The organism is Tenacibaculum sp. AWR4_210 (assembly GCF_056160945.1).
On sequence record NZ_JBSWYF010000003.1, the window covers coordinates 228,743 to 252,578 of the forward strand.

Genomic DNA, 23,836 nt, shown 5'->3' on the forward strand with positions numbered 1-23,836 from the left:
TTACTTAATATGTATTTTAAGGGTTTTGGTTTGGTGTTTTGTGGTGATATTGAACAGGTATACTCCCGAAGCCAATTTTGGTAATACTACCGTATTTTCTGCTGCAACAGTCTGAGTATTTCTTGCTATTTGAGCTCCAGACAAGGCGTAAAGTCGCCATTCCAATTCACCGCTGTCAGCACCGGTAATCACAATTGAATTCAATTTGTGTACCAACTGTAATTCACTTACCTCCGGTTCACTCAATGCAACATCTCTACCTCCTATATGTAATTCCAATTCACAAGGATTACAAGTAAGATCTTTCAAATCTATGTGTTTAACTCCGGCAGCAGGCAATGACAAATAACTACCAGATGTTGGATTGAAGAGCTGTATCGCCGTATTTGGAGGAATATTTTTCGCGGTGAATTCTATACTTCCCGAATGATGTGTCTTATTTATTACCGTAATTGGTAATACCTTCTTTACCTTCCAATCATCTGATAACGATTGCACAGCGAAACCGATATCAGCTCCAGAAATTTCTCTTGGCAAATGACTAAACACATCAAAGTCAGCTCCATTAAAGTTTCCTAAATCATACCCTGGATCGAGATCTAACGTTCCTCTCTCATGAAACAAAAACTCCGTGAATACCTCTCTTTTATTTGATACTAACTTCAATTGAATGGTAGGAAGGCTCGATCGCTGAAACGAACTCCCCACCAACGGAATCGACTTTCTCAATGCTTCTTGAAACTGTAGGTTATTAGCACCCGCTGCAGTTTTTACAAAGAAGGCTTGTCCGGGAGCCAAGTATTTTTCTGCTGTTACACCAGAATTTGGAATGTATTTTTGCTGAGTGCCATCCCAGGTATATACTGCTTGATACACAGGGTCTAGCTCTCCAACATTTGTACTCAAAAAAGTTTCTCCAACTGGGCTATTTACAGGATAATATGCTGTATACGGATTACCCAAAGCTCGCCACGATGAACCGTTCACTGCTACGTTATGGTTTCCAGTTGTAAGACTCCCGGTGAAGTGCAGTTTCCCATCGGTCTCTCGAGAAGCTGTATATCCTTTACCTACTTCAAATTGTAATGAACTAGATACTAAATCCGCCGCTGTATAATACTGCCATTTTTCACCGGTAGAACGCTGATCATCATAGGTTGCAACAGCATAACGAATTGGATTTACAGTACTGTTAGTACGGATAGCATTGTCTAGGTTTACAACAAATGATGCTATTCGCTGCCCTTGCACAGGTGAAGATACGAGGTGCCAGTTATCCGCCAGTAAACCACCTCTTTCATAGGTTACCTGCCCTGAGGCTGCTCTACGTACTAGGAGTGTTCCACTCGATAATTTTGAAGATGCGACACGTATCTCTCCCTCATTGTTCATCGTTTCGAGTACAGTCAAACTACCAGTTGTCGTAACTTCCAACGAGGCCCCTGCATAAAGATGCATACTTTTTATACTGCCAGCATTTTCTGAAAGTACCGATTTATTAAGAGTATTGGTTATGATAACCTCGTCTGTAGCTACAGGAACGGCTGTTCCTGTCCAGTTATTCGGATTCGACCATTCGGTACTGCTTGCACCCGTCCAAATTGCTTGGTTCGGTCCTGCAACCACATGTACTTTCCTTATCAGTTCCTCAGCAGCATTACCATGAGCATCTCTGGCATTGTATCGTACATCATACACCCCAAGTACCTGTGTATTAACAGCAGTATCATCAATACTGACAGCACTTCCGTCATCAGTGGTAGCCCCTAATTCACGATAAACAGCTCCGAAATTTTGATATTGAGGATTGTCACCTATCAAAGTAATCACAGGAGCAACACAGTCCACACTAAAACTTGCGGTATCATCTTTTGTCCAACTGCTTAAATACCCTGTTGTATCATCGTCCACTTGGATACAAGTTAGACTAGCATTTCCCGATAAATTAACACTCGTCAAATTGGCGTTATTACCATTTGCTATATTTAAGGAAATCAAATTATTATCTTCCACCTGAACCTGTTGTAAATTGGGATGCGCTGATAAATCCAATCGAGCTAGTTGATTATTTCCTAGCAGTAAGGACCTCAACACTGTATTTTTACTGAGATCGAGGCTGGTTAAACTATTTTCACGACACTCCAAGGTTTCCAACTTAGAAAGTGCTGAAAGATCAAGAGAACCCAAAGGGTTTTCGGCTGTTATCAATCGTATCAATCCGGTATTTTTACTCAAATCCAATGCATTGAGTTCATTATCCTGTAAACTGAGAATGGTTAATTTTAAATTCTCACTCAAATCAACCGTTTGCAATTTGGATCTTCTACAAATCAAAAATTCCAAATTTTTAAAATCTTCAATTCCCGTAAGATCAGCAATTTCTGTATCTTGAATTATTAAAGTGGTTTCGGCAGCAATCAATTCTGTATATACCTTTTGATCGTTAGCTATGCCATTTCCAAAACCTCTACTTTCCAACAAGCTTTCAAAGTGTGTATCGGGAATGTGAGTTGTTTTACAGTAATTGGCAAAACTGGCCGTGACATCTTTGTCCCAACTACTGAGGTAACTCGCAGTGCTATCATCTACTTGAATACAAGACAAGTTCGGGTTCCCTGTAAGGTATACCTCCATGTCTCTCGAATTGTTTCCATTTTTTAAGTTAACAAACTCAAACTTGGCATCCTTCCCTTCAAAATATTCAAGCAAGTTAAGTTTTGATAAATCCAATTCGGTGATTGCCGTATTATTCAAATACAATTCATCAATTTTAGTCGAATTGCTTAAATCAATGGTAGTCAACGCAGTATTGTCTGCCCCAAATTCCTCTAAATTACTATTGGTCACTAGGCTGATACTCGCTATTTGTGTTCCATTAATAAACAAAGAGGTAAGGTTGCTGAGTGCGCTAACATCGAGAGACTCCAGCGGATTGCGCTCACAACTCAAGGTAAGCAGGGCTGTATTTTTCGAAACATCCAACGTCGTTAACATGTTATCCGTAGCATACAATCGCATTAACTTGATATTTGCACTAATATCAATACTCGATAACTTATTTTGGGTAAATCGCAAATCCGTCAATTCAGTATTCTCAGAAACATCTAAAGAGGTCAATTCATTGTAATGTAATGAAGCATGTGCTAGCTTTTTATTGGTACTCAAATTGAGATTTTTCAAGGCATTATTGGTGGCAACCAATCGTGTCACTTGTTGTAGACCTTGAATATTGAGTTGTTCTAAGCCCATATCTGAACAATAAATTTCCTCCAATTTCTTGTTTGAAGAAAGATCCAAGCTCGTGACTAGATTACGAGAGCAGGTCAACCTTTGTAAGTTTTCGAATCCCTCAATTCCAGTAAAATCCGTGATTCCTTGATTGGAAATATTTAGAATCGCAATGTTTTGAATACGCTCCGTCCCGACTAAATTATCATTAGCGATACCATTTCCCATACTGGTTTTATCGCCAAAGGCAACTGGAGCTCCTCCTTCAGTATGGGTTTCTAAATACGCTTCAAAATTATCGTCCGGTACACTCGTGGTACTACAGAATGTACTGAAGCTCGTTTGCCCATCAACTTGCGTCCATCGGGCAATAGCATCCGTCGCATCATTAACAGCGATACAGGTAAGTCCTGGATTATTTCTGGCATCGAAATCCGTTAGGTTTGCCGCTTGTCCATTTCTTAAATTAAGGCTTGTTAATGCGTTGTTTTGACAGCGTACAACTTCTAGATTAGGAAAGCTGCTCAAGTCCAGTTCCGTAAACGCATTCCCATCTAAATACAACTCATAAAGGTCCGTATTACTAGTTAAATCTATGGTGGTCAACCTACAGTTGGACGCATATAAATACCACATTTCTGGATTTTGACTCAGATTTACACTCGTTATCGGAGTATCCGAGATATCCAAGTCATACAACTTAGGGTTCTTACTCACATCAATACCTGTGATAGCCGTGTTTCCGGCAAGTGATAAGGTATGAAGCTCTGGATTGTTTTGCGTATCAATACTCGACAACTGATTGCGCTGACAGGTCAACATTTTTAATTTTGATAATTGGCTAATATCTATAGCAGTTAACTCATTGTCACGAAGAATTAACTTGACAAGCGCAGTATTGGCTGACAAATCAAGGGTTGTAAGCTTATTTTCATAGGCAAAGATCTCGGTTAGCTTGGTAAGCGTCGTAAGCTCCATACTCGCGATGTTATTTCTATGAACAAATAATTTTTCGACATCGGTAAAAATCTCCAACCCGGTAACATTCACAATGGATTGGGCCGCAATGTTTAACTGACTTACTCCTGCAGCCGCCGCAGTTCGAATAAACGCGTCATTGGCAATTCCATTCCCCAAACTATTCAAGGCTCCTACAGCTACAACATTACCTGCCGCATCATGCGTTTCTAAGTAGTTTTCAAAATTAGCATCGGGCACTGTAGTTTCTCCACAGTGCAGGCAAAAAGTAGCTCTATCTACACGCCATAACACCAAACTAGACATAGTAATATCATCGACTAAAACTTCTGTCAAATCGTAATTGGCACGTGCGTCAAAAGTTCCTATTAGCTCATTTTTCCCATTGCGAACATCTAACAACTGCAGTTGATTGTCTGCAACTTGTACTTGAAACAAGTTTGTGTTCTGTTTTAAATCCAAGCGCGTTATCTTATTGGTCGTCAAATACAAATTCTTAAGGGAAGTGCTGGTCGTTAGGTCAATACTTGTCAATTGATTATTGGCCAAGCTCAACGTTTCTAAGGCATTGGTTCCTTCTAAATTTACCTCAGTAAGGGTACAATTTGAGGCATACAGCGTTTTTAGTAAGGGATTATTGCTCAGATCCAGACTCGTTAATCCGGTATCTTGAACTGTCAATTCTGTCAATTTGGTATTCTTTGAGACATCCAACGTAGTCAATGCCATATCATAGGCATAAAGGCTCTTTAGTTCGGTATTCGTTCGTACATCCAAACTCGTCAATCCCGAATTGAACACCCATAATTTCTCAAGGCTTACCAGACTCGTCAAATTCAAATTTTGCAAATTCGTCGTATTCTCAACCTGTAAGTGCTTTAACGAAGCATTGTTTAATACCAAACTCGTTAAGCTCGAATTGTCATGACAGGTTAACTTCACCAAAGATGTATTGGAACTAACATCTAAACTCGAAAAGGAATTATCTCTACAAAACAGGTTTTGCAACGCGCTAAAATCAGCGATTCCTGTCATATCTGAAATTCCTTGACTTGAAACGTCCAAACTCGTTATAGCTGCAATACTTGCTGTAGTTACATAATTGTCATTTGCAATGCCATTTCCTAAACCATTGGCTTCTAAATACGCTTCAAACTGATCATCTGGAACATAGGTTTGCTGCCCAACAACCGACAAGAAACTGAGTGACATAAGCACTGTCACAAGAATTCGTTTTTTCATCTAGTCAAAATATTATTGAAGATTCCCCTCATTTTGGGGCAAAAATATTTTTCCTAGTAGATTAGCCTTATTTTTAATGGTGGCAAAAAGTGGCAACACACACAAACACCTAACCATCAACAAATTAAAAACAACACTCTAAACTCAAATAAAAATTGATTATCGCAAATTCTGAATGAATTTCTCTAACTCTTCTCCTGTTTTGAGTCCCATTTTTTTTCGTATTCGATACCTGGTCGACTTTACAGCATCCAAGCTTGCGTTCCTCACCGTCATAATTTCCTTAATTGATAAGTTGAGACGAAGTAGTGCACAAATTTCTCTTTCGGTCTTACTCAACTTCGGATATTTTTCACGCAGTAACTTATCAAATCCCTTGTTAGCTTCCGTAATTTTATTTTGTAGCGAGGAGTGTTTTATTTCTGTGCTTATCTGTAGCTGTAATTCTGTAAGTACAGAATTCAAACTCTTTTTTAACCCTTCAACAGTATCTTGGTTTAGTTTACTTTTTAACTGCTCTACCAATTCTTGTTTGAATACCAATCGCATGGTATTATCAGCGATTAACCGATTTGCTTCTTCTTCCGTATTTCTTACTTTGGCATCGAGTAACTCCTTTTGCAATTGCTCCTGCGCCAATTTTGCTTTGTAGGCTTTGGTTTTGATTTTGTTATTCACGTATACCAAAAAGCCGATGACAATACCTCCTCCAGAAATTACCAATAGTAACACAAAATACAGCCATTTTTGTGAGGCCTCAGCAGCTGCTATAAGCTCCATTTCACGTTTTTCTTGTTCAAACTTATAATTGAGTTCCAACTCCTGCACCTTTTTCACATTTTCGATATTAAAAATAGAATCAGAATGTCGGTTAAATATACGGTACTCGTAATACGCCTTTTTGTAATTATTCAGCTTGGCGAAGAGATAGCTTCGCCTGAGATATCCCTTAGCAATCAAATCTCTAAACTGCTGATTTTTTGCAACTATTAGTGAGGAATCTATGTACTGTAAAGATTGTAAGTAGTCTTTTTTTCCTTTGTAAACGTTCGAGGCATTTCTGTAAGCAACACAGAGAGAATACAGCTTTCCATGCTGTTTGGCATGCTGCAAGTTTTCGAGGGCAATACGTTCCGCTTCATCGTAATTTTTTAGATTCAAAAACAAGGCTACTAAATTGTTATTAACCCTTCTTACATCATCATAACTCGATAGCTTCTGAAAAAGCGTTCTGGCCTTATCGTAGTATATTTTCGCGGAATCCAATTCTTTAGATTGTCGGAAAGATACTCCCATCATATTGTAACCGGCGGCAACACCGTGAAAATCCTCTAAGGGTAATTTGATAGCGATTGCCTTTCGATAGTGTTCTAAAGCTTTGACATGGTTATTTTGATAGCGGTACACCATCCCGATATTGTGCAATACATCAGAACTATTCCACGCATCGCCATTACTATCGTATATACTTTTAGCTTGCAAATAACTAGCTACTGCCTCAGGAAATTTGGCTTCTCTACGCAATACAACACCCTGAATAACTAATGCCTTGGCCAACTGCTGTTGTCCGATACTGTCTGTTGGCGTTTGTAGAAGTTGAAAAACCTTTGACAGTTGTGCTTTTGCTTTGCTAAAATTACGTTCGTATTCTATTTCTGCGGATTCCAACAACCGATGTACCTCATCAGTTATTGGCTCTGTACTAGGTAATGTTTGGTTTAAATTATCTTGAATTGGCTGTTGCCCAAAAGTACTCAGACTACAGCACACAAAAAAGGTGGCAAGTATCACTCGAATCATCACCACAAATGTAAGTATTAATTTCTGAAGTTATTAACCTAGGTTAAGAATGCGGTTTATGACTAGTCAAAACTATACGTCAACCCATTAGTAATTCGATACTGTTCTTTGGGGATACCAATAGCAGGAAAGGCGTCGTACAAATACTTAACACCGATGCTCAATCCTAAGTTCTTTACGATTCCTATAACGACCTTGCTATCATTACTAATTCTAAAATCACTCCATTTATTCAGGCGAGGTTGAAAATAGGTAGTACTTACGATGGAAATATTTTCCTTCGGAAACAAACTAAACGATAGGTAACTACTATTTCTGAAGTCTCTGTTACGCACATTTTCAAGTGCATTTTCGATTTTCTCATACTCAAACATCAATGCAGTTCCCAAAAAGAAATTATACATTTCTGATTTAGACACTTTAAACCGCGGTCCCGTTCCGATGAGCCCTCTAAAATCAATTGCTGATATTTCATCGAACTGACTTTGAACGAATCCCTCCCAAGCGAATGACTTTGAAAATCGATAATTATAACGAAAATGCTGAATTCCCTTGTCTACTAAATTCTTAGCGTTTACTTCCTTAAAATTAATCTCATTGATGAACAAGACCAAATGTTGTTTATACAAGTATTGTACTTGAAGGGTATTGCGTAAGTTGAATAAGGTATTCTTATTTTTAATCAAGTTGAAAGAGAGGCTCGCATTTCCACTCCACCTCGATGTATCACTCACACGTCGCAGTGATTCTACATTTACAATCTGTGCCTGCGCACTCAAAGTTCCCAAAAACAAACATCCTACTACTAGGTAAATCCAACGTGATTTTTGTGCTATTTTCATGTCTAATTTTTCCATCTTTCTCTGAATGACAACTCGGTACTCAGAGGCTATTATTCGAGGGTAAAATTAACGAGAATCCTAAGAAATCACTAACAATTTAACGTTAATGAGGCCGGGTTTAAAAGTACAAAACCAACCTGTTGATTTCAAGCAAGTTTGAAGCTAAAAGCCTGAAACAAGTAGGCGTCGAGCACCTCGAATTCCACATTTTTGGTATTTGTGATAGGCTTGTGCTGCCTGTTCTCGGAGTTCATCGTTCGACTTGTTGTTTAACCAGGCATCGATTGCGGCGACGAGCGTGTAGGCCTCAGGAGCCATTAAATTCGTTGTCCATAATACAGGAGTCACCGCCAGTTTTTGAAGATACGGTTTAAAATAACGCTTGCTAAAACAAGCCAAAATTATAGCCTCTTTTTTTGTAGCTGTCCCCTTCCTAACTGGTGGACTCACTGTAAACTCCATAAGCCCATCGTGTCCTATATAGGCTAAGAGCTGGGCAGCACCTCCAAACGACAGCTTCTTCCCATCGTTATGTATAGTTACTACATCCTCTGAATTTAGTGCTTTTAAATAAGCTTCTGTGCAGTTTTTTATAGCCGCACCTTTATAAGCATCCGCCAACAAATACGCATTTTTTGAACGATGCTTAAACAGCAATCGTTCCAAAACGATCTCGGAAGGTCTATGTATTTTCTTTACCAAAATCCACTGTTTAGCTTTGTATTTTAAAAAGGATTTCACACCATAAGCTGCTCCCCAATAGAGGTTTGTTTGAGGTTTTTCACCATTGCCCAAAGTTGCTGGAACGGGAACAATGCCCTGATTTACATTATCACATAGGGCCACAAAAACATGTATCGTTTTTACTTCTTGCGCATTTATGGTTAATGAGTAAAAAACCAAGAACGCTATATACCACTTTTTCATAGACTTCTTAATTGAGATTTTCTCGTAAATAACGAAAATAGCCTTGTATTATTTTGTTTTTGCCTAGTGAATGCATTTAAAAACAATATTTTACCAACACAGCACAGCAAATTTCATAGACAGCGCCTCCTATCTAAGTAATTCATATTTTGGGCACCTTGGAAGGCGCCCAAAAATCAAACATAAAAAATTCTTCCTCCTAGCAGCTATTTCTTTAGGATACCTCAACTTACTTTTCTCGCTCAAATACTACTTCAAGCTTATCCGAATTTGCTGTACTCTGGCAAGAAAGTATCCAACCTGCATTGAGCTCTTCTTCGGTAAGTACTGAATTGTTCGCCATCAACACCGCTCCTTTGACTAACTTACAGGCACAGGCCCCACAAACCCCACCTTCGCAGGAATACGGGGGGGTTGCTCCACTATTGAGCAAAGCCTTCAATATCGTATTTCCCTGTTTAAGCTTTAATTCATACACCTGCTCATCGATATACACCTTAGCTGTCGCAGCCATACCTCCTTTTGATTGTACCTCAGCACCAAGATTTCCAAAACGTTCTATGGCAATTCGATTTTCTGGTACATCCATACCTAATAATCGCGCTTTGGTATTCGCGATCATACTTCCCGGTCCACAAATAAAATACAAGGCATTTTGTGCATAAGGTGGGTATTCTTTTATAAACCAAGCTATGTTTATGGCGTCAACACGTCCCTTGCGATAAACAAAATCGGTTTTCGTTGACCATAGTTCACTCCAACTGCGAATGGGTTGACTAAGTAGGTATATAATTGTAAATCGATCCGCAAAACGTTCACTCAAAATTTCCAAATCACCTTTAAACATGATTTGTTCTTGATTTCGATTGCCGTACAGCACATAAACTCGACTGTAAGGTTCGACACTCAAAACACTTTTTACCATCGATAAAATGGGAGTAATTCCGCTACCGGCAGCAAAAAAATAATAGGATTTGTATTGGGTTGAATCGAGTTCAGCAGTGAATCTTCCCATGGGAACTTCCACTGCTAAATAATCTCCAACTTTCACTTCCTCATTGAGAAAACGGGACATCCTCCCGTTCTTCACCTTCTTTACTCCTATTTGCACATAGGAATTGTCAGTTATATCATTACAAATAGAATAGGAACGGCGCAGAGATTCTCCCTCCAAAGTATGAATAATTGTGAGAAATTGCCCTGGCTTAAAATGAAAGGCTTTTTTTTCAGCCAATGGAATTTTAAAGAAGAGGGATACTGCCTCTGCGCTTACTTGTTCCTTTTTCAGAACTTCTAATTTGAAGACTTTCTTTTTCATAAAATCATATTTCCGCTCCGTGAGCTACCATCCATTTTTTCACTTCTTCCTGAAATCGAACTATTGCATACTCACCGCGTACAGCTCTTGCTCCCACACTAAACCTAGGAGAGTACAAAGACTTTTGTTGCTGCTCACATGCAAAAACATCTTCTGCCATAAAATCACCAGAAGCCATAGGGTCATTGCTATCCCCTTCGTATTTCCCCTGCCCTCCGTAACGTTGCCATAGCTTATTTGCTGAGGACTTTGCATACTGTTTGGTAAACTCCCATTCTGACTTATTGGCTACTTTCGTTCTTATAACTACCAATGTTCGATCAGCAGCGAGTGGAATTGCATGAAACGTATTCCATTGAGCTTCCCCTTCTGTGATTCCTATATTTGGGAATAACCAAGGTACATAAGCCCCTATTCGCTCTCTGGGCACACTCTCTATCAAAGGAAATTGTGCCGCATTATCCACGTCTGCCAAATAATCTGGCATCAAGGGTTCGTAAAACCAATAATGAGGACCTTTCCATCCGAATTCAGCCTTTTCGTGATCGTACATATTGAGGGTTCCTGCATGCAAATGGGCCAAGTGATAATGATCGATGTAATTTTCGACCACAATTTTCCAATTGGCTTTTATTTCTTTGGTATAGAAAGGTTCAGGTCCTTTTTCTCTATACTCTACTAGTTCTTCAACTTTGTGAGGACCTAAACAAGGGGCTACTTCCCCAAAAAAATCCATGATATTCGGAGCGTCCTTATCGGGGTGGACAAAGAGCATTCCTTTAAAAATATCTACCGAAGCTTTGTGTAAATTAAGCCCGCAATCTTTTAATTTACCCTCGCACAATTCAGGGAATTCACGCTCTTTTTTGGGAACGCTTAGCAGCTCTCCTTCTAGGCTATACGTCCAGTCGTGATAAGGACAAGTAATTGCCTTCTGCCCTTTCCCTACTGCTCTGAGTAGCTGAGTCCCTCGATGCCTGCACATGTTGTGAAATGCCCGCAATCGATAATCACGACCTTTAATAATAAAAATATTATTTAAACCGGCCTGCACGGAGATATAATCTCCCGGCTCTTGAATATCTTCAACGAGCCCTGCAAATTGCCAAGTTGTACTAAACAACGTTCTCATTTCTAAATCAAACCACTGTTTACTGGTATAAGCCTCTACCGGCAAGACATGCATCTTATTTCCCATTGCTTTTCTCTTCTTCTTTTACACGGTTCCAAATTTCTGTATATGGTTTTCCTTGATAGGTCATTTTAACTTCCAACAAATCTTCTTGTTTTAGCACTGCATTAATTTCGTAATACTTCCCATCAATGCCATACAACTTTCCTTTGCTGTACCCATTCTTACCAGGAACTAAATCGGTCAACACATAACTCGGTTTTTTCTTTTGTTCCCTGAGTTCCTGTTCGCCATCGTTATAATACTTAAGCTTTCCAAAGATTTTTCCTTTAAATGAGATCAACTCATAGGTGGCCTGGTAAAATTCACTTTTCACCTTCCACGTGCCTTCAATAGGATCTTGTCCTTTTGCACAGGAAACTGTTAACACAAGGCAGGCCAGTATTGCTATAAAATTTTTCATCTATTTCTTATTTATCTTTTACTACAGGTAGCCAATCTGGGGGTTTTACAAACACCAGTAATTTATTTTTCATTCCCTTGACTTCACTTACTTTTTTAGCCAATCGAGTCAGTCCATGGAAAAACACTTTAAAAGGATTTACACTTTCTAAAGGTTCTGATATACCATAAACTACAGTTTCTTTTTCCGGTTCGAAAGTCCCAAACAAGCGATCCCAAATAATTAAAATCCCTCCATAATTCTTATCCCAATACTGCCTATTTGAACCGTGGTGTACCCGGTGATGGGAAGGAGTATTAAAAATAAACTCCAAAGGTTTTGGTAATTTCCCTATAATTTCCGTGTGCAAAATGGCCTGAAATGTTTGCACAAACAGCTCGGAAGCCAACAACAGAAACGGATTAAAGCCCAATAAAACAGTAGGAAGTGAAAACAATAATGGAAAAACACTATCCAGAGGACCAAATCGATACGCCACCGACATATTGAAATAAGGAGAACTGTGATGTACGGTATGAGTGGCCCAACCAATTCCGATGCGATGCATTAAACGATGTTCCCAGTAATACAAAAAATCAGCCATTAGTATACAACACCCCACAGTAATCCAATTCAATGGCAATTCAGGAAGTATACTGTAATACGAAGCGTACATGTACAATTTTGTCACTAACAGCAGTCCTAATCCATATTCTATTAGCATAAACGCACCGAGGGTTATACCGTTTGTTAAGGCATCGAGCACAATATTCAACTTCAGGCGTTTTAACACCAAATACCTAAGCAGTTCTACGACAAAAAATGGAATAATCACATAGACTATGCTAAGGTCATTTACCAAGTAAAAAAGATATTCCACATACTCACTATTGAGTTCGGTAATCTGCCAATTCAGGTTTGCCCAATGTGCTCCTCCAACAATGGATACTATGCAAATCAAAGCGTAAACCAGTAATCTAACTACATTCATAATTTGACTATTTTAGTTACTACAAAAATCTATCAATTCCTCAACATTTTCTTTGACCTAGGTCAAAATCGAAAGGTGTTGCGCTATGGTGTATACACCGATCGTCATCCAAATAACTAACAAGCTCCAGTAGAGTTTTGGGTGTTCTTTTTTGGTTACTGTTTCTACAAAGTGAATTTCCTCGGCACTCAACATGTGCCATAGGGTCATTCCTACAATGAACCCCCAAAACCAATTCCATTCAAAAATTACGGCTCCTATTAGCATTCCTACGGCCAAGACCGTTTTCCATTTATCCATAGTAGTAATCTTTAGCAGTGAATACCGTTGCTATAGACAGTCCTGCAAAGAATAACCAAGTGCATACAATAATCCAAAACAACCAGGGGTGTTCACGTTTCGTGATAGGTTCAATAAAGTAGGTTACACCTGTGAAAATATCGGGGATTACCCAAAACAAAAACAAGCAACCCCATGCCCACTCCCAATTCATGAGGACTGATAGGTACATTACAATTAATGCTATAACCGTTCTCCAAGGTTTCTTAGCCATGCTTCTTAAAGATACTAAATTTTAAGACCAAATCGACGTAACATCTTCTTTTCCATCGTCCAAAAAAATGCAAATTGACCAAACAACCAACCGTAGGTTACTAATAATAACTGGTAACACACAAAGCTGGTGATGACAAACACGGGATAGTACAACCAAGGACTCATGATTTCATTATTGATCCCTATCCACTTCAAAAACGGACGTCCCACTGCAATAGATGAAGATCCTGTGATGGAGAATACAAAAAGTATGATCAACACTTGTCTTGGGCTCTCTAACTGCCACTTATTCATTAATTTTTTCATGTAAATGTAGGTTTGCTACAAAAGTAAATTCCTTTCATCACACAGACTTTGACCTATATCAAAATACACGCAGCGGAAGGATTTTGATATAAGTCAAAATTTATTTTCATCAAGCTTAGCAACTTTGCCACGTAACAAAGAAACTCTCAGATGAACAAAACGTACTTAATTCTTATCACAGTATTTTTCTCATCCTGTCAAAAATCACCTGATGAACGCATTTTTGGTGACTGGAAAGTAGCTAATAACTACTATACAGCTGATTACAAAATTGAACGTACCGAGCGCGGAATCACCGCCAAAGTCATGTATTACGACGATGGCACTACGATTTTAAAAGCCACCCATAGTGATCAAGACATCTACATTCCGTCACTGCACTATAAAGATGGCGAATACGTCGATGCTGTATCAGGTGCAACGCAACAAACACCGAGTATTCGTATTAAAATACGCAATACGGATAGTTTAGACGTCACCAAATACGTGATGCACAAACCCATCAAAGAATATTGGACCAGAAAAATAGATTAATATGAAACTTTTAAAACACACCCTAATTATTGCTTTACTCACCTTAACGAGTTGCGATAATACTGTTAGGGATATTACGGGAGGAGCGAACAATCAATCTCCTACACCAACACCAGAAGTGAAACCTTTTAATATCAATACTGATGGATTTGATTTTTTAGCAAAAATGCAAGGACATTGGGTAGGTACCAATCGCGTTATCGCCGATGACTACGCTTGGTTTGGTTGGGACTATCGCGCAATTTCACCATCTCATCTACACGGCATTCACGAGGGAGGAAGTTTGGGGAACTTATTGACCTCATTTTTTGTAACCAACTACAAAAACACGAGAACATTAATGGCTCGAAATGGCGGTTTATTAAACGGCATTTACCGTACCAGCTATTTCGTACTCGACAAAGTAGAAGACAGAAATCAAGATGGTAAATACTATCGTTTTGTCGATGCTGTGGGGGGTACTGGTATTATGTATTTTGAGTTACGATTTAAAGATAACGAACTGTTTTTTAACTCGTATACCAGTAACTTAGGAAATAGGGTTCCTACGCGTCACATGACCTTTAAAGGTACCAAGAAACACCCTGAATTAGCAGCCGCTGCTGCACAAGCCACAGGTTTTCCTAAAAATGAAATTGATACTGGTTTAGATTTTGCCAATGGTTTTAATGAAAACAATCTGTATGTAGAAAAAACAGGAGACAAACCAAAATCTGCGACGTTCTTGTCACAAAATTCGGCAAACGACGTGTATGAACTAGCTCCTTTATCAGGTGATCCGTACACTATTATCAACCACCCCTACCTCGGAACCTTAACCGTTCAACTTACTCGCGGAACTGCTATCAAAGACAGCAATCTATTAGTTTACCTGTCGAGAGATCCTTTAACAGATAACTCTGGATACTTTTCAAGTGTCGCTGGAGCCTTTGATACCTTGTTACACTTTCCGGAATTGGAAAATAAAGAAAATTCCCTGTTATTCACCTACCTGCATCCCGGTACTTACTATGTAACGGTCATTGCGGATATGAATAAAGATGGATCGCCCAACACCGGTGATATTTCGAGTATTTCACAACGCATAACCATTGGAGCAGAAGAAAACAAAACCGTAACTGTCAACACCATTAATGTACAAAACTAACATGAAAAAATACCACACCATCGTTGCATTGGTACTGCTATCCTATAGCTGTACTACTGCAGAAATTCCAGAAGCAGCAAGCATTACTATCGACAGGAAAGTGACCTACGAGCGAGATATTAAACCCATAATGTATACCAATTGCCTCACCTGTCACAGTGCTGTCAACCCCAGAAATGGACTTATTTTGGAAACCTACCAACAGGTAAAAGCATCAGCAAGTACCGGTACTTTAATTCAACGCATGAATGATGCTGCGAACCCTATGCCTCAAGGAGGCTTATTAACGCCAGACAAGAGGGCTTTGGTAGACAAATGGAAATCGGATGGTTATTTAGAAAACTAACACCTACATGAAAAAATATATTTTACTTTTCGCTTTAGGGCTTATCGGACAATTGATGTACGCCCAAAAATACTACACGCGAACAGGGAGTACACATTTTAACTCATCTGTTGCAACTTTTGAACCCGTCGAGGCAATCAACAACAGCACAACTGTAATTCTCGACAGTAACTCGGGAAAAATGGCGGCTCAGCTTTTTGTCAACGCCTTTCAATTTAAAGTGGCTCTTATGCAAGAACATTTTAATGAAAATTATATGGACAGTGATCAATACCCAAAAGCGAGTTTTACTGGCCAACTCGATAACTTTGATACTACAGTGCAAGCGACTCCTAAAAGCTATACACTTTCTGGAGTATTAAAAATTCGAGGCGTTGCAAAAAACATCGCGACTATCGCCAAAATCCAACGAGAAGGTGATACCCTCATCCTAAGGGCTAATTTCTCAGTTAAACCTGAAGATTTCAAGATTAAAATCCCAAGTATCGTTCGAAAAAAAATAGCCAAAGAAATCAAAATCACTCTGAAGTATGAACTGGTCAAAAAGAACTAGAAGTTATGGTCTGATACTAAGTATTACCCTTCTTATTGGGGTATACTGTAGCTATGTATTCCTGTTTAGTCCTCCGCAAGCTATCGAAAATGCAGCTGTAGACTACAGCGGACCTAGTGAAGCCCTCCTACAAAAAGTATCGAACAACCATAGTAATTGGAAGACTCAAGTTGTAGCTATAAGCGGTACTATTAGCAGTATCGAGCAACAAGGAATCATATTAGATCACAGTATTTTTTGTCAATTCAAAAACAGTGATGACCTAAGAACTATTAAAACAAATCAACGGATCCAAGTAAAAGGTCAAATTGTGGGCTACGATGACCTCCTCGGAGAATTAAAAATTAAACAATGCATAGTATTATAAAAAATATCACCATCGCAGCTGGGCTATTCATGAGCTTTCCGCTGTGTGCTCAAGAAGATTTACTTTCTGAAATTGATCGTGAATCGAGTAGCACTCCCCTATTTAGTTCACCAGCATTCAAAGCGCAACAAATAGGAAATTTACAATCTACAAAACTAGCGGACAAAGGAGACCTATACTTAATTGTTTCGCATAGGTTTGGCTCTTTTAAAGATGGTATCGATGAATTTTTCGGTTTGGATCAGGCCAATACGAAAATACAATTGACCTATAGCTTTTGGGAAGGAATCCAAACGAGTTTAAGTAGGGATAGTTTTGAAAAAACCTATTCGGGAAGTTTAAAAGTTCGCCTTTTTCAACAATCTACACAAATGCCAGTAAATCTCGTTGGATATGCCAGTGTGGATATCAATTCTGAATTAAAAAAGGCCAACTATCCTTTGTTAAAATTTGCTGACCGTATGAGTTTTACGTATCAACTACTCGCTTCGCGAAGATTTAGTAAAAAACTATCGGTACAAGTCGCACCAATTTTTATGCGACACAACCTACAGGATTTAAATGCGACAAAGGCGCGTACCCACAATCAATTTTTATTAGGACTTGGGGGCCGTTTAAAAATTAGCAAGCGCATGAGTCTCAATCTGGATTACGCTTATAATTTTAATAAGTCGCGTAGTTCCATTTATAACAATCCATTGACTTTGGGGCTAGATATCGAAACTGGAGGTCATGTATTCCAGTTGTTGTTTAGTAATGCTAGGGGTAGCAATGACAGTGCTTTTTTAACCAAAGCACAGGGAGATTGGGCCAAGGGAGACATTTCTTTTGGGTTTAATGTTGTACGTGTTTTTTAACCCGATTTCCTTTTCATTTGAATGTCAAGACTTTCTCTTCACAGAGAAAGTCTTTTTTTATTTTCCTCGAATTCGACTTAGTGTCTCTTGACTAATACCCAACATAGAGGCAATATGTCCTAGGTTCGCAATCTGAAGGATTTTAGGATAGAATTCTACAAGTAGTTCGTACTTTTCTTTAGCTGTTAAAAAATAATAGCCTTTGTAAAAGTCATCAATCGTTGCAATTTGTTCTTCGATCATCAATCTTCCAAAACGTTCTAGTTCTGGATATTTTTCATATAGCTCTTGCCAATCGTCATAAGAAATAGCAATAACAACAGTATCACTAGTGGTCTCAATATATTCGTTTGCCGGCTTTCTAAAAATATAACTGTGCCAAGATGTTACCACCGACATTTCAGGATAGATCCAATGCGTAATATCTTTTCCTTTTTGAAAAAAATACGTCCTCACCGTTCCTTCCTTTAAAAAGTACAAATGTCTACAGGTTCTCCCTTCCTCTACCAGCAATTCATTTTTAGCATAACTAATTTGCACGGCAACTTCTTCTAACGCTCTTTTTAATTCTTCATTTAATGGGATGTATCCCTCTATATAGGCTATAAACTCTTGCATAGTGCTAAATTACAAATTTCATTGATTTGCATAAAAAAAACAGCAATGAGAATTGCTGCTTTTCCATACTAACTCCTTTTGTTTATCAGCTATTAATGGCTGTGTATCTTTTTGATTTTCGCATTCCGTCATTGACCGCTAACTCCACATTTTCTGGTAAATCAACAACATCTGCATTTTTAGTTCCTTTATTGGTTAATTTATAAGTAAAAGCTATTTGCCCCAATTGAAATACAATTTTTATAGAATCTTTCATTGACAATTTGGAACCATCCATATGTACCCAGCGTTTTAGTGGCTGTTCACAAACCAATTCCTTGGCTCTTTGCAAACCAAATTTCTTTTGCATACGCATAAAAATTTCCACGTCGAACAACCATTTTGTAATGAACTTTTGTCCAAACAAGATTTCAACAACATCTCTCTCAAATATTTTAGCACCGCATTGAGTGTCTTTAAAATTCATAGAAAGTATTTTCCTGATGATAAAGTTAATCGTCATACTGATAATGGCACGCGCCGAGTCTTTGGCAATCTTAGCCCCCATTCTTTGAATTCTTGAACCGCTAACAATTTTAAAATCTTCGCTTTCTATGGTGGCAACCAAATCTTCAAAATCAGCAAAATCTGTTGACAAATCTGCATCTAAAAACCCAATATAATCCAGCTTTTTATGAGTGGCCATGTAGAGCATTCCCTGACGAACGGCCTCCGCCTTTCCTCCATTTTGGGCACAATTATACACCGTGATATATTCCTCTCTTCCTTCTCTCAAACTGTTTAGTACTTCAAGCGTCTTGTCTTTACTTCCGTCGTTAACAAAACACAAATTGTATCCGGAATACTCATCAATAAAGCTTAAAAATTGACTTCCCGACAAGCGTTCTTCTTCGTTGTAACACGGAATAACTACGCCAACGCTACGCTTCTGGATAAGTACACGGTCTGTTAGTTTCGCCGACTTCGCAGTAGCCTCATTACCCTGTGGCACACCTATTAAGCGTTTTGTTCGTGCACATATCTCATTCAGACTGATGGGTTTTTTCATATAATCATCAATCCCCAAATCAAATCCTCGTAAAATGGTTTCATCATCAACACTTCCTGACAACACCATTATTCTGGCATCTGACTTTTGTTCTTCTCGAATGAACTTTACAATTTCCAAACCGGATATGGTAGGCATGTGTACATCCACTATGACCAAATCGGGCTGAAAAGAAACAAACAAATTTTTACCAATTACCGGACTCGTCTCTATCTTTACAGTATAGCCGAGTGCCGTTAATCGTTTTTCAATGGGTAGTAGCACTAATTGCTCGTCATCTATGACTAATATTTTCATTGTATGTTAAATTTCGGGGTTAGCTCTTTAAATATAGTTTTTTCCAACTGAATTACCAAACCCACACAATTGATTTTCAAGCTTTTTTAGTTCAACAACCCTATTGTATAGATGAATGGTATCACGCTTTTTTAATCCCATTAAAAACGCATAGCAAATTGAAAAGCATTATTTTTGCCTCCTTAATAGAAAATAAACTATGACCGCAGAAGATATTGTCGGAAGCTACCACATAATTGGGACCAATCAAAATGATAGTCCCGAAGAATATCGAGGTACGCTATCACTAACGCTTGATCAACATAAGCGCATTGTAGCTGAATGGTGCATTCACGACAATCAATTACAATTCGGTTATGGATTTTTTAAAGACAACATTCTGGTGATAAATTTTTATTACTACGGTAGTGAAAACGACAAATACAAAGGTGTTGTCGTATACCGTTGCTTAACCTCTAACATTTTAGATGGTTTTTGGTCAGAAAAACACGGCGATTTGGACTTTCTTGGAGAGGAACGCTGCTTTAAAATTGATACCACTAACCAACAAAACCCTACCTGCTAATGAAGTGTCCTTGCTCACCAAACAAAACCTACGAATCCTGCTGTGCCCCTATCCATCGCGATGTACACAATGCTACCACTGCAGAGTTACTTATGCGTTCGCGTTACAGCGCATTTGTTTTAGCAAATGGTCATTACCTATCCTTGAGTCATCATCACACAGAGCGTTTATCTAAACGCGAAATGAAAGAATTAATTCATTGGACCACTTCTGTACAATGGTTAGGCTTGCAAGTAATGAACACCCAATCCGGAGGCCCCAATGACGACACAGGTATCGTAGAATTCAAGGCCCACTTTATTGAACACGGGAAAATGAATTTCATTCACGAGCGCTCAAAATTTGTTCGAGAAAATGGACATTGGGTCTATTTAAACGGTGCGCATCAATAATTTGATAACCACACCTTTTTCCTATAAAATAAAATAGTATCTTGCGCACCTTAAAAATTTGCTATTATGTTCAAAAACATTTTTTCATTTGAAGGTCGCATTCGTCGATCAGAACACAATTTCACCTTATTAATTTATTTGGTTTTAGTTCAAATCATTGAATTCTTAATGGAGTCGTTGAATATGCCGTTGCTTGCCATTTTGATATTCCCTTTGCTCTATATTTTGATAGCGCAGAGCGCTAAACGTTGCCATGATTTAGGCAACTCAGGTTGGTATCAACTCATTCCATTTTATGTATTGGTTCTTATCTTTTCAGATAGTAAGTTTGGGCCTAACAAATACGGTGACAATCCAAAAGGAGAAGGTAATGGAGCTGAAATCAATCAAATAGGAACAGAATAATTTCTTTTTTTTGAAATACGAAGGCTCGTTACTTTAGTCGCTTTTGTGGTATAACTTTATCATTTTTCCTTACTTAAAGTAAGGGAATTACACGCAATTTTGGGTAATTTATAACTAAGTTTCCAGTACTAAATTACCAATCAATGTTAAACTATATTACCACTTTAGGAAAAAAATTAAATTCAGAACAACAGCGTAACATCCAAGGAGGAATTTCGGTTATTTGCCCAAGTGTAGGCATGCAATGTAATGCCCAATATCCAAGCCTCATAAATTGTATCAGTGATGTGGACTACTGTTGTGTTGATGGAAAGTTCAAAGTATGTTAAAAAAAGCGAGTTTTCTCGCTTTTTTTATTTTACCATCTTATTAACAAGTCCTCACTAGCAGCTAAGACTTCAAAATATCCGGGACTCTTACATAAGTAGCGAAAACAATTGCCACTACTATTAAAGCTACTACTTCATGAGGTTTTCCTTTATACATATGAATACCTGTAATTAATACGTAATAGCCTATTAAAAAGCTCGCCCCGTAGTAAACTGTTTTCTGATATAAAAATAAACCGGTTGCTACCAGCAAGAATATTCCGGTTCCTACAATTACCACTGGATTACTTACAACCTTGTTCAATTGTTCTGCTGAACTTATTTTTTCCAGGGCATTGGGTATAAAAATTAAACTCAACATCAATGAAGGGAGCCATATCAAGAATGGCTTTAATAATTTTTTCATAACTCTTTTTTCTTAGTCATCTGCGATTTGATTTATACAGCGTATTAATAGTCCTAAAGTTAGTATTTTTTCTCTAACTTTCAGCATTACTCACGTTCAGTGCGTACGCGTTCATCAATCCACTGCATGAGCGCTAGTTTATCAACTGAAATCCACGTTCCCTCCACGTTTTTCTTTTCCGATTTGCTATCTTTTGGATAAATAATGGTTAGACTAGCGTCTTTATTTCCTGCCATTTGTAATTCAGCTACCAATCCCACCATATCAGGGCCGTTATTATCGAAGGGAGTTTTCTTTTTTTCCTTTAACCAATATTGAATGGCTTCTTGCATGTACGTGCGAAAAGGAATATTTTTAAAAACAGCAATATTTCTACTGCTAGTATCTGAATAACTATAGATTGAAAAATTCAAATAATTTTCCATGACCTCTGCTGGTGTTCCTCCAAGATTACTCGCTAGTAAATAGGTTGTTAATTTCCCTTCCCATACGGCACCCTTATTCTGGTTAATACGTACATCCCGAGCTCCTTCATTGTACTGGCGTACCCAGTCTAATGCAGAATCGCAAACAACGACCCCTCGAATATTCAATCGTGGCTTAGGTTTCTCTTCCGCAATGTATTTTAGGTAACTCAATGCTCGATGACCGGATAGTCCTACACCTAAAAAAAACACATTATTCGTTGGTAGCTCATACTTCGTAACTGCCTTTTTCAGCTGTTCCTGCGCCTGGTGTAACGATGACTTTTTAAAGAAAAAGTCCAGAGGAATTTCGGTGGAAATAGAAAGGACCGCAAACCCTTTTTGATTGGCTTGATCATATAACAAACGAGCCATTTTGTTCTTTTTCTCAAAGCCAGCATCTTCAAAAAACACGAGTGTTCCGCGAATATTTTTTGCTGCTGGTAGGTACAAAGTATAGCCTTTTGAAATATACGGTAGTACCGACTTAGTCTCTTTGCCTATGCGCTGTACTTTGTTCAGTGGTGCAGGTTGATACTCTTGCACCAAACGTTGACTGTAAAGCAACTGCCCACCTACCAATAGGACAAGCGTGATTCCTGTAACAATAGCTTTCATCTCATTCTTAATTTCTATTCTACCGACGAAAGATACACCAACGTTGTTTTGGCGATTGTTAAGAGACTGCCAAAAATACATGAACAGCCCCTTATAATAGTAAAATTCTAAATAGAAGTATATGTTAAATACATCCAATAGGATTTCCATTTCTTTTTTTGACTACGTTCCTCAAACACTTGCTGAGACGCCTTTGGGCTCTTTCGGATCTGTAGACTAAAAAGATCTCTAAATCCATACGGGGCCAGAAATTCCAAATCATCACTCTCGGTTACCCTTACCGCTATCGCTGTCGCCGTTTCAGGCCAAAACGAAATAGCATCAATGCAATTTTCATAAGGAGAGTGCCCATTTCTGACATGCATACGTGCTTGGTTTTTAACAGACCACTTACCTTCGGGCATCCTGTTTTTTAAACGTGCTATTTGCTCGTGCTCCTCTACTTCACTCCCACCTTCTTCGAAATAAATCACATCAATATCGAACAAAGAGCGATACTGAGAATTATGTAATTCGTCCCAAACTTTATTTCTCAAAAAACCCGCTCCTATCCAACAATCTGGTAATTCTAAATCCCGCACCGCTCGTAATACACCCATCATCGAATCGTCAGCAAAAAGCCACTCTTTTATTTGTAATTCATAATTCATACTATCAGTAGCATTACTAATTTCTACTTACTTTTTATAGCGTTTTCATTTTTTGTTTCTATTCAAAAAAGTCTCGAATCCATTGACTTCTTTGAACAGCTAAACTACCGAATTGAAAATCAAACTTCTTTGAACAGTATTGAAATCGAATACTAAATTCAGCAAATTTTAACAGTACACCTCTTTGATATTAATCCTATCTTTGCGCCAAAAAAGTTGTGAATAATATTCTTACCTACCTCATTCGAGGTTTATTGATTGTAGGTATTATGTTGTGTATTGACCGCATTATTGACCTATTAAAATCCGACAAAAAACAAAACCAATGGCAACAATTGAGCTCGAAAGGAATTCGTATTCTACTATTGTTGATCATCTTGATATCTCTGTTGTACTTGCTCTTCGTGAGCTATACTTCATAAACTAATGGTGTACCTAATAGGTACAAAAAAAGGTCGTCTGTACAGACGACCTTTAGT

At 38.3% G+C, this 23,836-nt stretch carries 27 protein-coding genes; 11 read left to right on the forward strand and 16 right to left on the reverse strand.

Annotated features, from left to right (window positions below; translation table 11 throughout):
• The 11 genes from ACXAG7_RS06910 to ACXAG7_RS06960 all read right to left on the reverse strand — a co-directional run bounded on the left by ACXAG7_RS06910 (position 1) and on the right by ACXAG7_RS06960 (position 13,761).
• Positions 1 to 5,448 carry an immunoglobulin-like domain-containing protein gene (locus ACXAG7_RS06910; RefSeq protein ID WP_476666429.1) on the reverse strand — a complete coding sequence of 1,816 codons (5,448 nt, stop codon included), beginning with the start codon at positions 5,446 to 5,448 and terminating at the stop codon, positions 1 to 3.
• Positions 5,449 to 5,607: 159 nt separating this feature from the next.
• Entirely contained in the window at positions 5,608 to 7,248 is a 1,641-nt protein-coding gene (locus ACXAG7_RS06915; protein WP_476666430.1) for a tetratricopeptide repeat protein, read from the reverse strand.
• 62 nt (positions 7,249 to 7,310) lie between these two features.
• A complete protein-coding gene (locus tag ACXAG7_RS06920) occupies positions 7,311 to 8,090 on the reverse strand; it encodes a DUF481 domain-containing protein (RefSeq protein WP_408043335.1) in 780 nt (259 codons plus the stop codon).
• Positions 8,091 to 8,252: 162 nt separating this feature from the next.
• The gene (locus ACXAG7_RS06925; RefSeq protein ID WP_476666431.1) at positions 8,253 to 9,017 is read right to left on the reverse strand and encodes a hypothetical protein; all 765 of its coding nucleotides are present in this window, start codon (positions 9,015 to 9,017) and stop codon (positions 8,253 to 8,255) included.
• Positions 9,018 to 9,246: 229 nt separating this feature from the next.
• A complete protein-coding gene (locus tag ACXAG7_RS06930; protein ID WP_476666432.1) occupies positions 9,247 to 10,335 on the reverse strand; it encodes an FAD-binding oxidoreductase in 1,089 nt (362 codons plus the stop codon).
• 4 nt (positions 10,336 to 10,339) lie between these two features.
• On the reverse strand, positions 10,340 to 11,533 hold the full coding sequence (locus tag ACXAG7_RS06935) for an aromatic ring-hydroxylating oxygenase subunit alpha (RefSeq protein ID WP_476666433.1): 1,194 nt from the start codon (positions 11,531 to 11,533) through the stop codon (positions 10,340 to 10,342).
• Positions 11,523 to 11,930 carry a DUF2147 domain-containing protein gene (locus ACXAG7_RS06940; RefSeq protein WP_408043329.1) on the reverse strand — a complete coding sequence of 136 codons (408 nt, stop codon included), beginning with the start codon at positions 11,928 to 11,930 and terminating at the stop codon, positions 11,523 to 11,525. The genes ACXAG7_RS06935 and ACXAG7_RS06940 overlap by 11 nt, the downstream gene beginning before the upstream one ends.
• A gap of 7 nt (positions 11,931 to 11,937) precedes the next feature.
• Positions 11,938 to 12,900: a sterol desaturase family protein gene (locus tag ACXAG7_RS06945; RefSeq protein WP_476666434.1), complete on the reverse strand. Its 963-nt coding sequence runs from the start codon at positions 12,898 to 12,900 to the stop codon at positions 11,938 to 11,940.
• 57 nt (positions 12,901 to 12,957) lie between these two features.
• Positions 12,958 to 13,200, reverse strand: coding sequence for a hypothetical protein (locus tag ACXAG7_RS06950; protein ID WP_408043327.1), 243 nt, complete (start codon positions 13,198 to 13,200; stop codon positions 12,958 to 12,960).
• Positions 13,193 to 13,453: a hypothetical protein gene (locus tag ACXAG7_RS06955; RefSeq protein WP_408043326.1), complete on the reverse strand. Its 261-nt coding sequence runs from the start codon at positions 13,451 to 13,453 to the stop codon at positions 13,193 to 13,195. Before ACXAG7_RS06955 ends, ACXAG7_RS06950 begins: the two co-directional genes overlap by 8 nt.
• A gap of 14 nt (positions 13,454 to 13,467) precedes the next feature.
• Positions 13,468 to 13,761, reverse strand: coding sequence for a DUF6787 family protein (locus ACXAG7_RS06960; protein ID WP_408043325.1), 294 nt, complete (start codon positions 13,759 to 13,761; stop codon positions 13,468 to 13,470).
• A gap of 150 nt (positions 13,762 to 13,911) precedes the next feature.
• On the opposite strand from ACXAG7_RS06960, the gene ACXAG7_RS06965 reads away from it, so the two are divergent.
• From ACXAG7_RS06965 to ACXAG7_RS06990, 6 genes are read left to right on the forward strand one after another with little or no spacing between them, the layout of a single operon-like run.
• Entirely contained in the window at positions 13,912 to 14,295 is a 384-nt protein-coding gene (locus tag ACXAG7_RS06965; RefSeq protein WP_408043324.1) for a hypothetical protein, read from the forward strand.
• Position 14,296: 1 nt separating this feature from the next.
• A complete protein-coding gene (locus ACXAG7_RS06970) occupies positions 14,297 to 15,442 on the forward strand; it encodes a hypothetical protein (protein WP_476666435.1) in 1,146 nt (381 codons plus the stop codon).
• Position 15,443: 1 nt separating this feature from the next.
• Positions 15,444 to 15,788: a hypothetical protein gene (locus ACXAG7_RS06975; protein WP_408043322.1), complete on the forward strand. Its 345-nt coding sequence runs from the start codon at positions 15,444 to 15,446 to the stop codon at positions 15,786 to 15,788.
• 7 nt (positions 15,789 to 15,795) lie between these two features.
• Positions 15,796 to 16,341 carry a YceI family protein gene (locus tag ACXAG7_RS06980; protein WP_476666436.1) on the forward strand — a complete coding sequence of 182 codons (546 nt, stop codon included), beginning with the start codon at positions 15,796 to 15,798 and terminating at the stop codon, positions 16,339 to 16,341.
• Positions 16,319 to 16,708: a hypothetical protein gene (locus ACXAG7_RS06985; protein ID WP_408043320.1), complete on the forward strand. Its 390-nt coding sequence runs from the start codon at positions 16,319 to 16,321 to the stop codon at positions 16,706 to 16,708. Before ACXAG7_RS06980 ends, ACXAG7_RS06985 begins: the two co-directional genes overlap by 23 nt.
• Positions 16,693 to 17,565 carry a DUF5777 family beta-barrel protein gene (locus tag ACXAG7_RS06990; protein WP_476666437.1) on the forward strand — a complete coding sequence of 291 codons (873 nt, stop codon included), beginning with the start codon at positions 16,693 to 16,695 and terminating at the stop codon, positions 17,563 to 17,565. The genes ACXAG7_RS06985 and ACXAG7_RS06990 overlap by 16 nt, the downstream gene beginning before the upstream one ends.
• Before the next feature lie 57 nt (positions 17,566 to 17,622).
• On the opposite strand, the gene ACXAG7_RS06995 is transcribed toward ACXAG7_RS06990, so the two are convergent.
• Together ACXAG7_RS06995 and ACXAG7_RS07000 are read right to left on the reverse strand one after the other, a co-directional pair.
• A complete protein-coding gene (locus tag ACXAG7_RS06995) occupies positions 17,623 to 18,183 on the reverse strand; it encodes a Crp/Fnr family transcriptional regulator (protein ID WP_408043318.1) in 561 nt (186 codons plus the stop codon).
• Positions 18,184 to 18,268: 85 nt separating this feature from the next.
• On the reverse strand, positions 18,269 to 19,528 hold the full coding sequence (locus tag ACXAG7_RS07000; protein WP_408043317.1) for a glycosyltransferase: 1,260 nt from the start codon (positions 19,526 to 19,528) through the stop codon (positions 18,269 to 18,271).
• Positions 19,529 to 19,727: 199 nt separating this feature from the next.
• Here ACXAG7_RS07000 and ACXAG7_RS07005 point away from each other — a divergent pair, with 199 nt between their 5' ends.
• From ACXAG7_RS07005 to ACXAG7_RS07020, 4 genes are all read left to right on the forward strand, one after another.
• On the forward strand, positions 19,728 to 20,093 hold the full coding sequence (locus tag ACXAG7_RS07005; protein WP_408043316.1) for a hypothetical protein: 366 nt from the start codon (positions 19,728 to 19,730) through the stop codon (positions 20,091 to 20,093).
• Positions 20,093 to 20,485 (forward strand): YchJ family protein, encoded by a 393-nt coding sequence (locus ACXAG7_RS07010; RefSeq protein ID WP_476666438.1) that lies wholly within the window; start codon positions 20,093 to 20,095, stop codon positions 20,483 to 20,485. The genes ACXAG7_RS07005 and ACXAG7_RS07010 overlap by 1 nt, the downstream gene beginning before the upstream one ends.
• A gap of 66 nt (positions 20,486 to 20,551) precedes the next feature.
• On the forward strand, positions 20,552 to 20,890 hold the full coding sequence (locus ACXAG7_RS07015) for a DUF805 domain-containing protein (RefSeq protein ID WP_476666439.1): 339 nt from the start codon (positions 20,552 to 20,554) through the stop codon (positions 20,888 to 20,890).
• A gap of 143 nt (positions 20,891 to 21,033) precedes the next feature.
• Positions 21,034 to 21,219: a hypothetical protein gene (locus tag ACXAG7_RS07020; protein ID WP_476666440.1), complete on the forward strand. Its 186-nt coding sequence runs from the start codon at positions 21,034 to 21,036 to the stop codon at positions 21,217 to 21,219.
• Positions 21,220 to 21,280: 61 nt separating this feature from the next.
• Here ACXAG7_RS07020 and ACXAG7_RS07025 read toward each other — a convergent pair whose 3' ends face one another.
• The 3 genes from ACXAG7_RS07025 to ACXAG7_RS07035 form a co-directional block, all read right to left on the reverse strand.
• Positions 21,281 to 21,625 (reverse strand): hypothetical protein, encoded by a 345-nt coding sequence (locus ACXAG7_RS07025; protein ID WP_408043312.1) that lies wholly within the window; start codon positions 21,623 to 21,625, stop codon positions 21,281 to 21,283.
• Between the two features lie 86 nt (positions 21,626 to 21,711).
• Positions 21,712 to 22,707 (reverse strand): hypothetical protein, encoded by a 996-nt coding sequence (locus ACXAG7_RS07030; RefSeq protein ID WP_476666441.1) that lies wholly within the window; start codon positions 22,705 to 22,707, stop codon positions 21,712 to 21,714.
• Positions 22,708 to 22,814: 107 nt separating this feature from the next.
• Entirely contained in the window at positions 22,815 to 23,357 is a 543-nt protein-coding gene (locus ACXAG7_RS07035; protein ID WP_476666442.1) for a nucleotidyltransferase family protein, read from the reverse strand.
• Positions 23,358 to 23,575: 218 nt separating this feature from the next.
• Between ACXAG7_RS07035 and ACXAG7_RS07040 the strand changes: the two genes are divergently transcribed.
• Positions 23,576 to 23,779, forward strand: coding sequence for a hypothetical protein (locus tag ACXAG7_RS07040; protein ID WP_408043309.1), 204 nt, complete (start codon positions 23,576 to 23,578; stop codon positions 23,777 to 23,779).
• Positions 23,780 to 23,836: the final 57 nt, after the last annotated feature.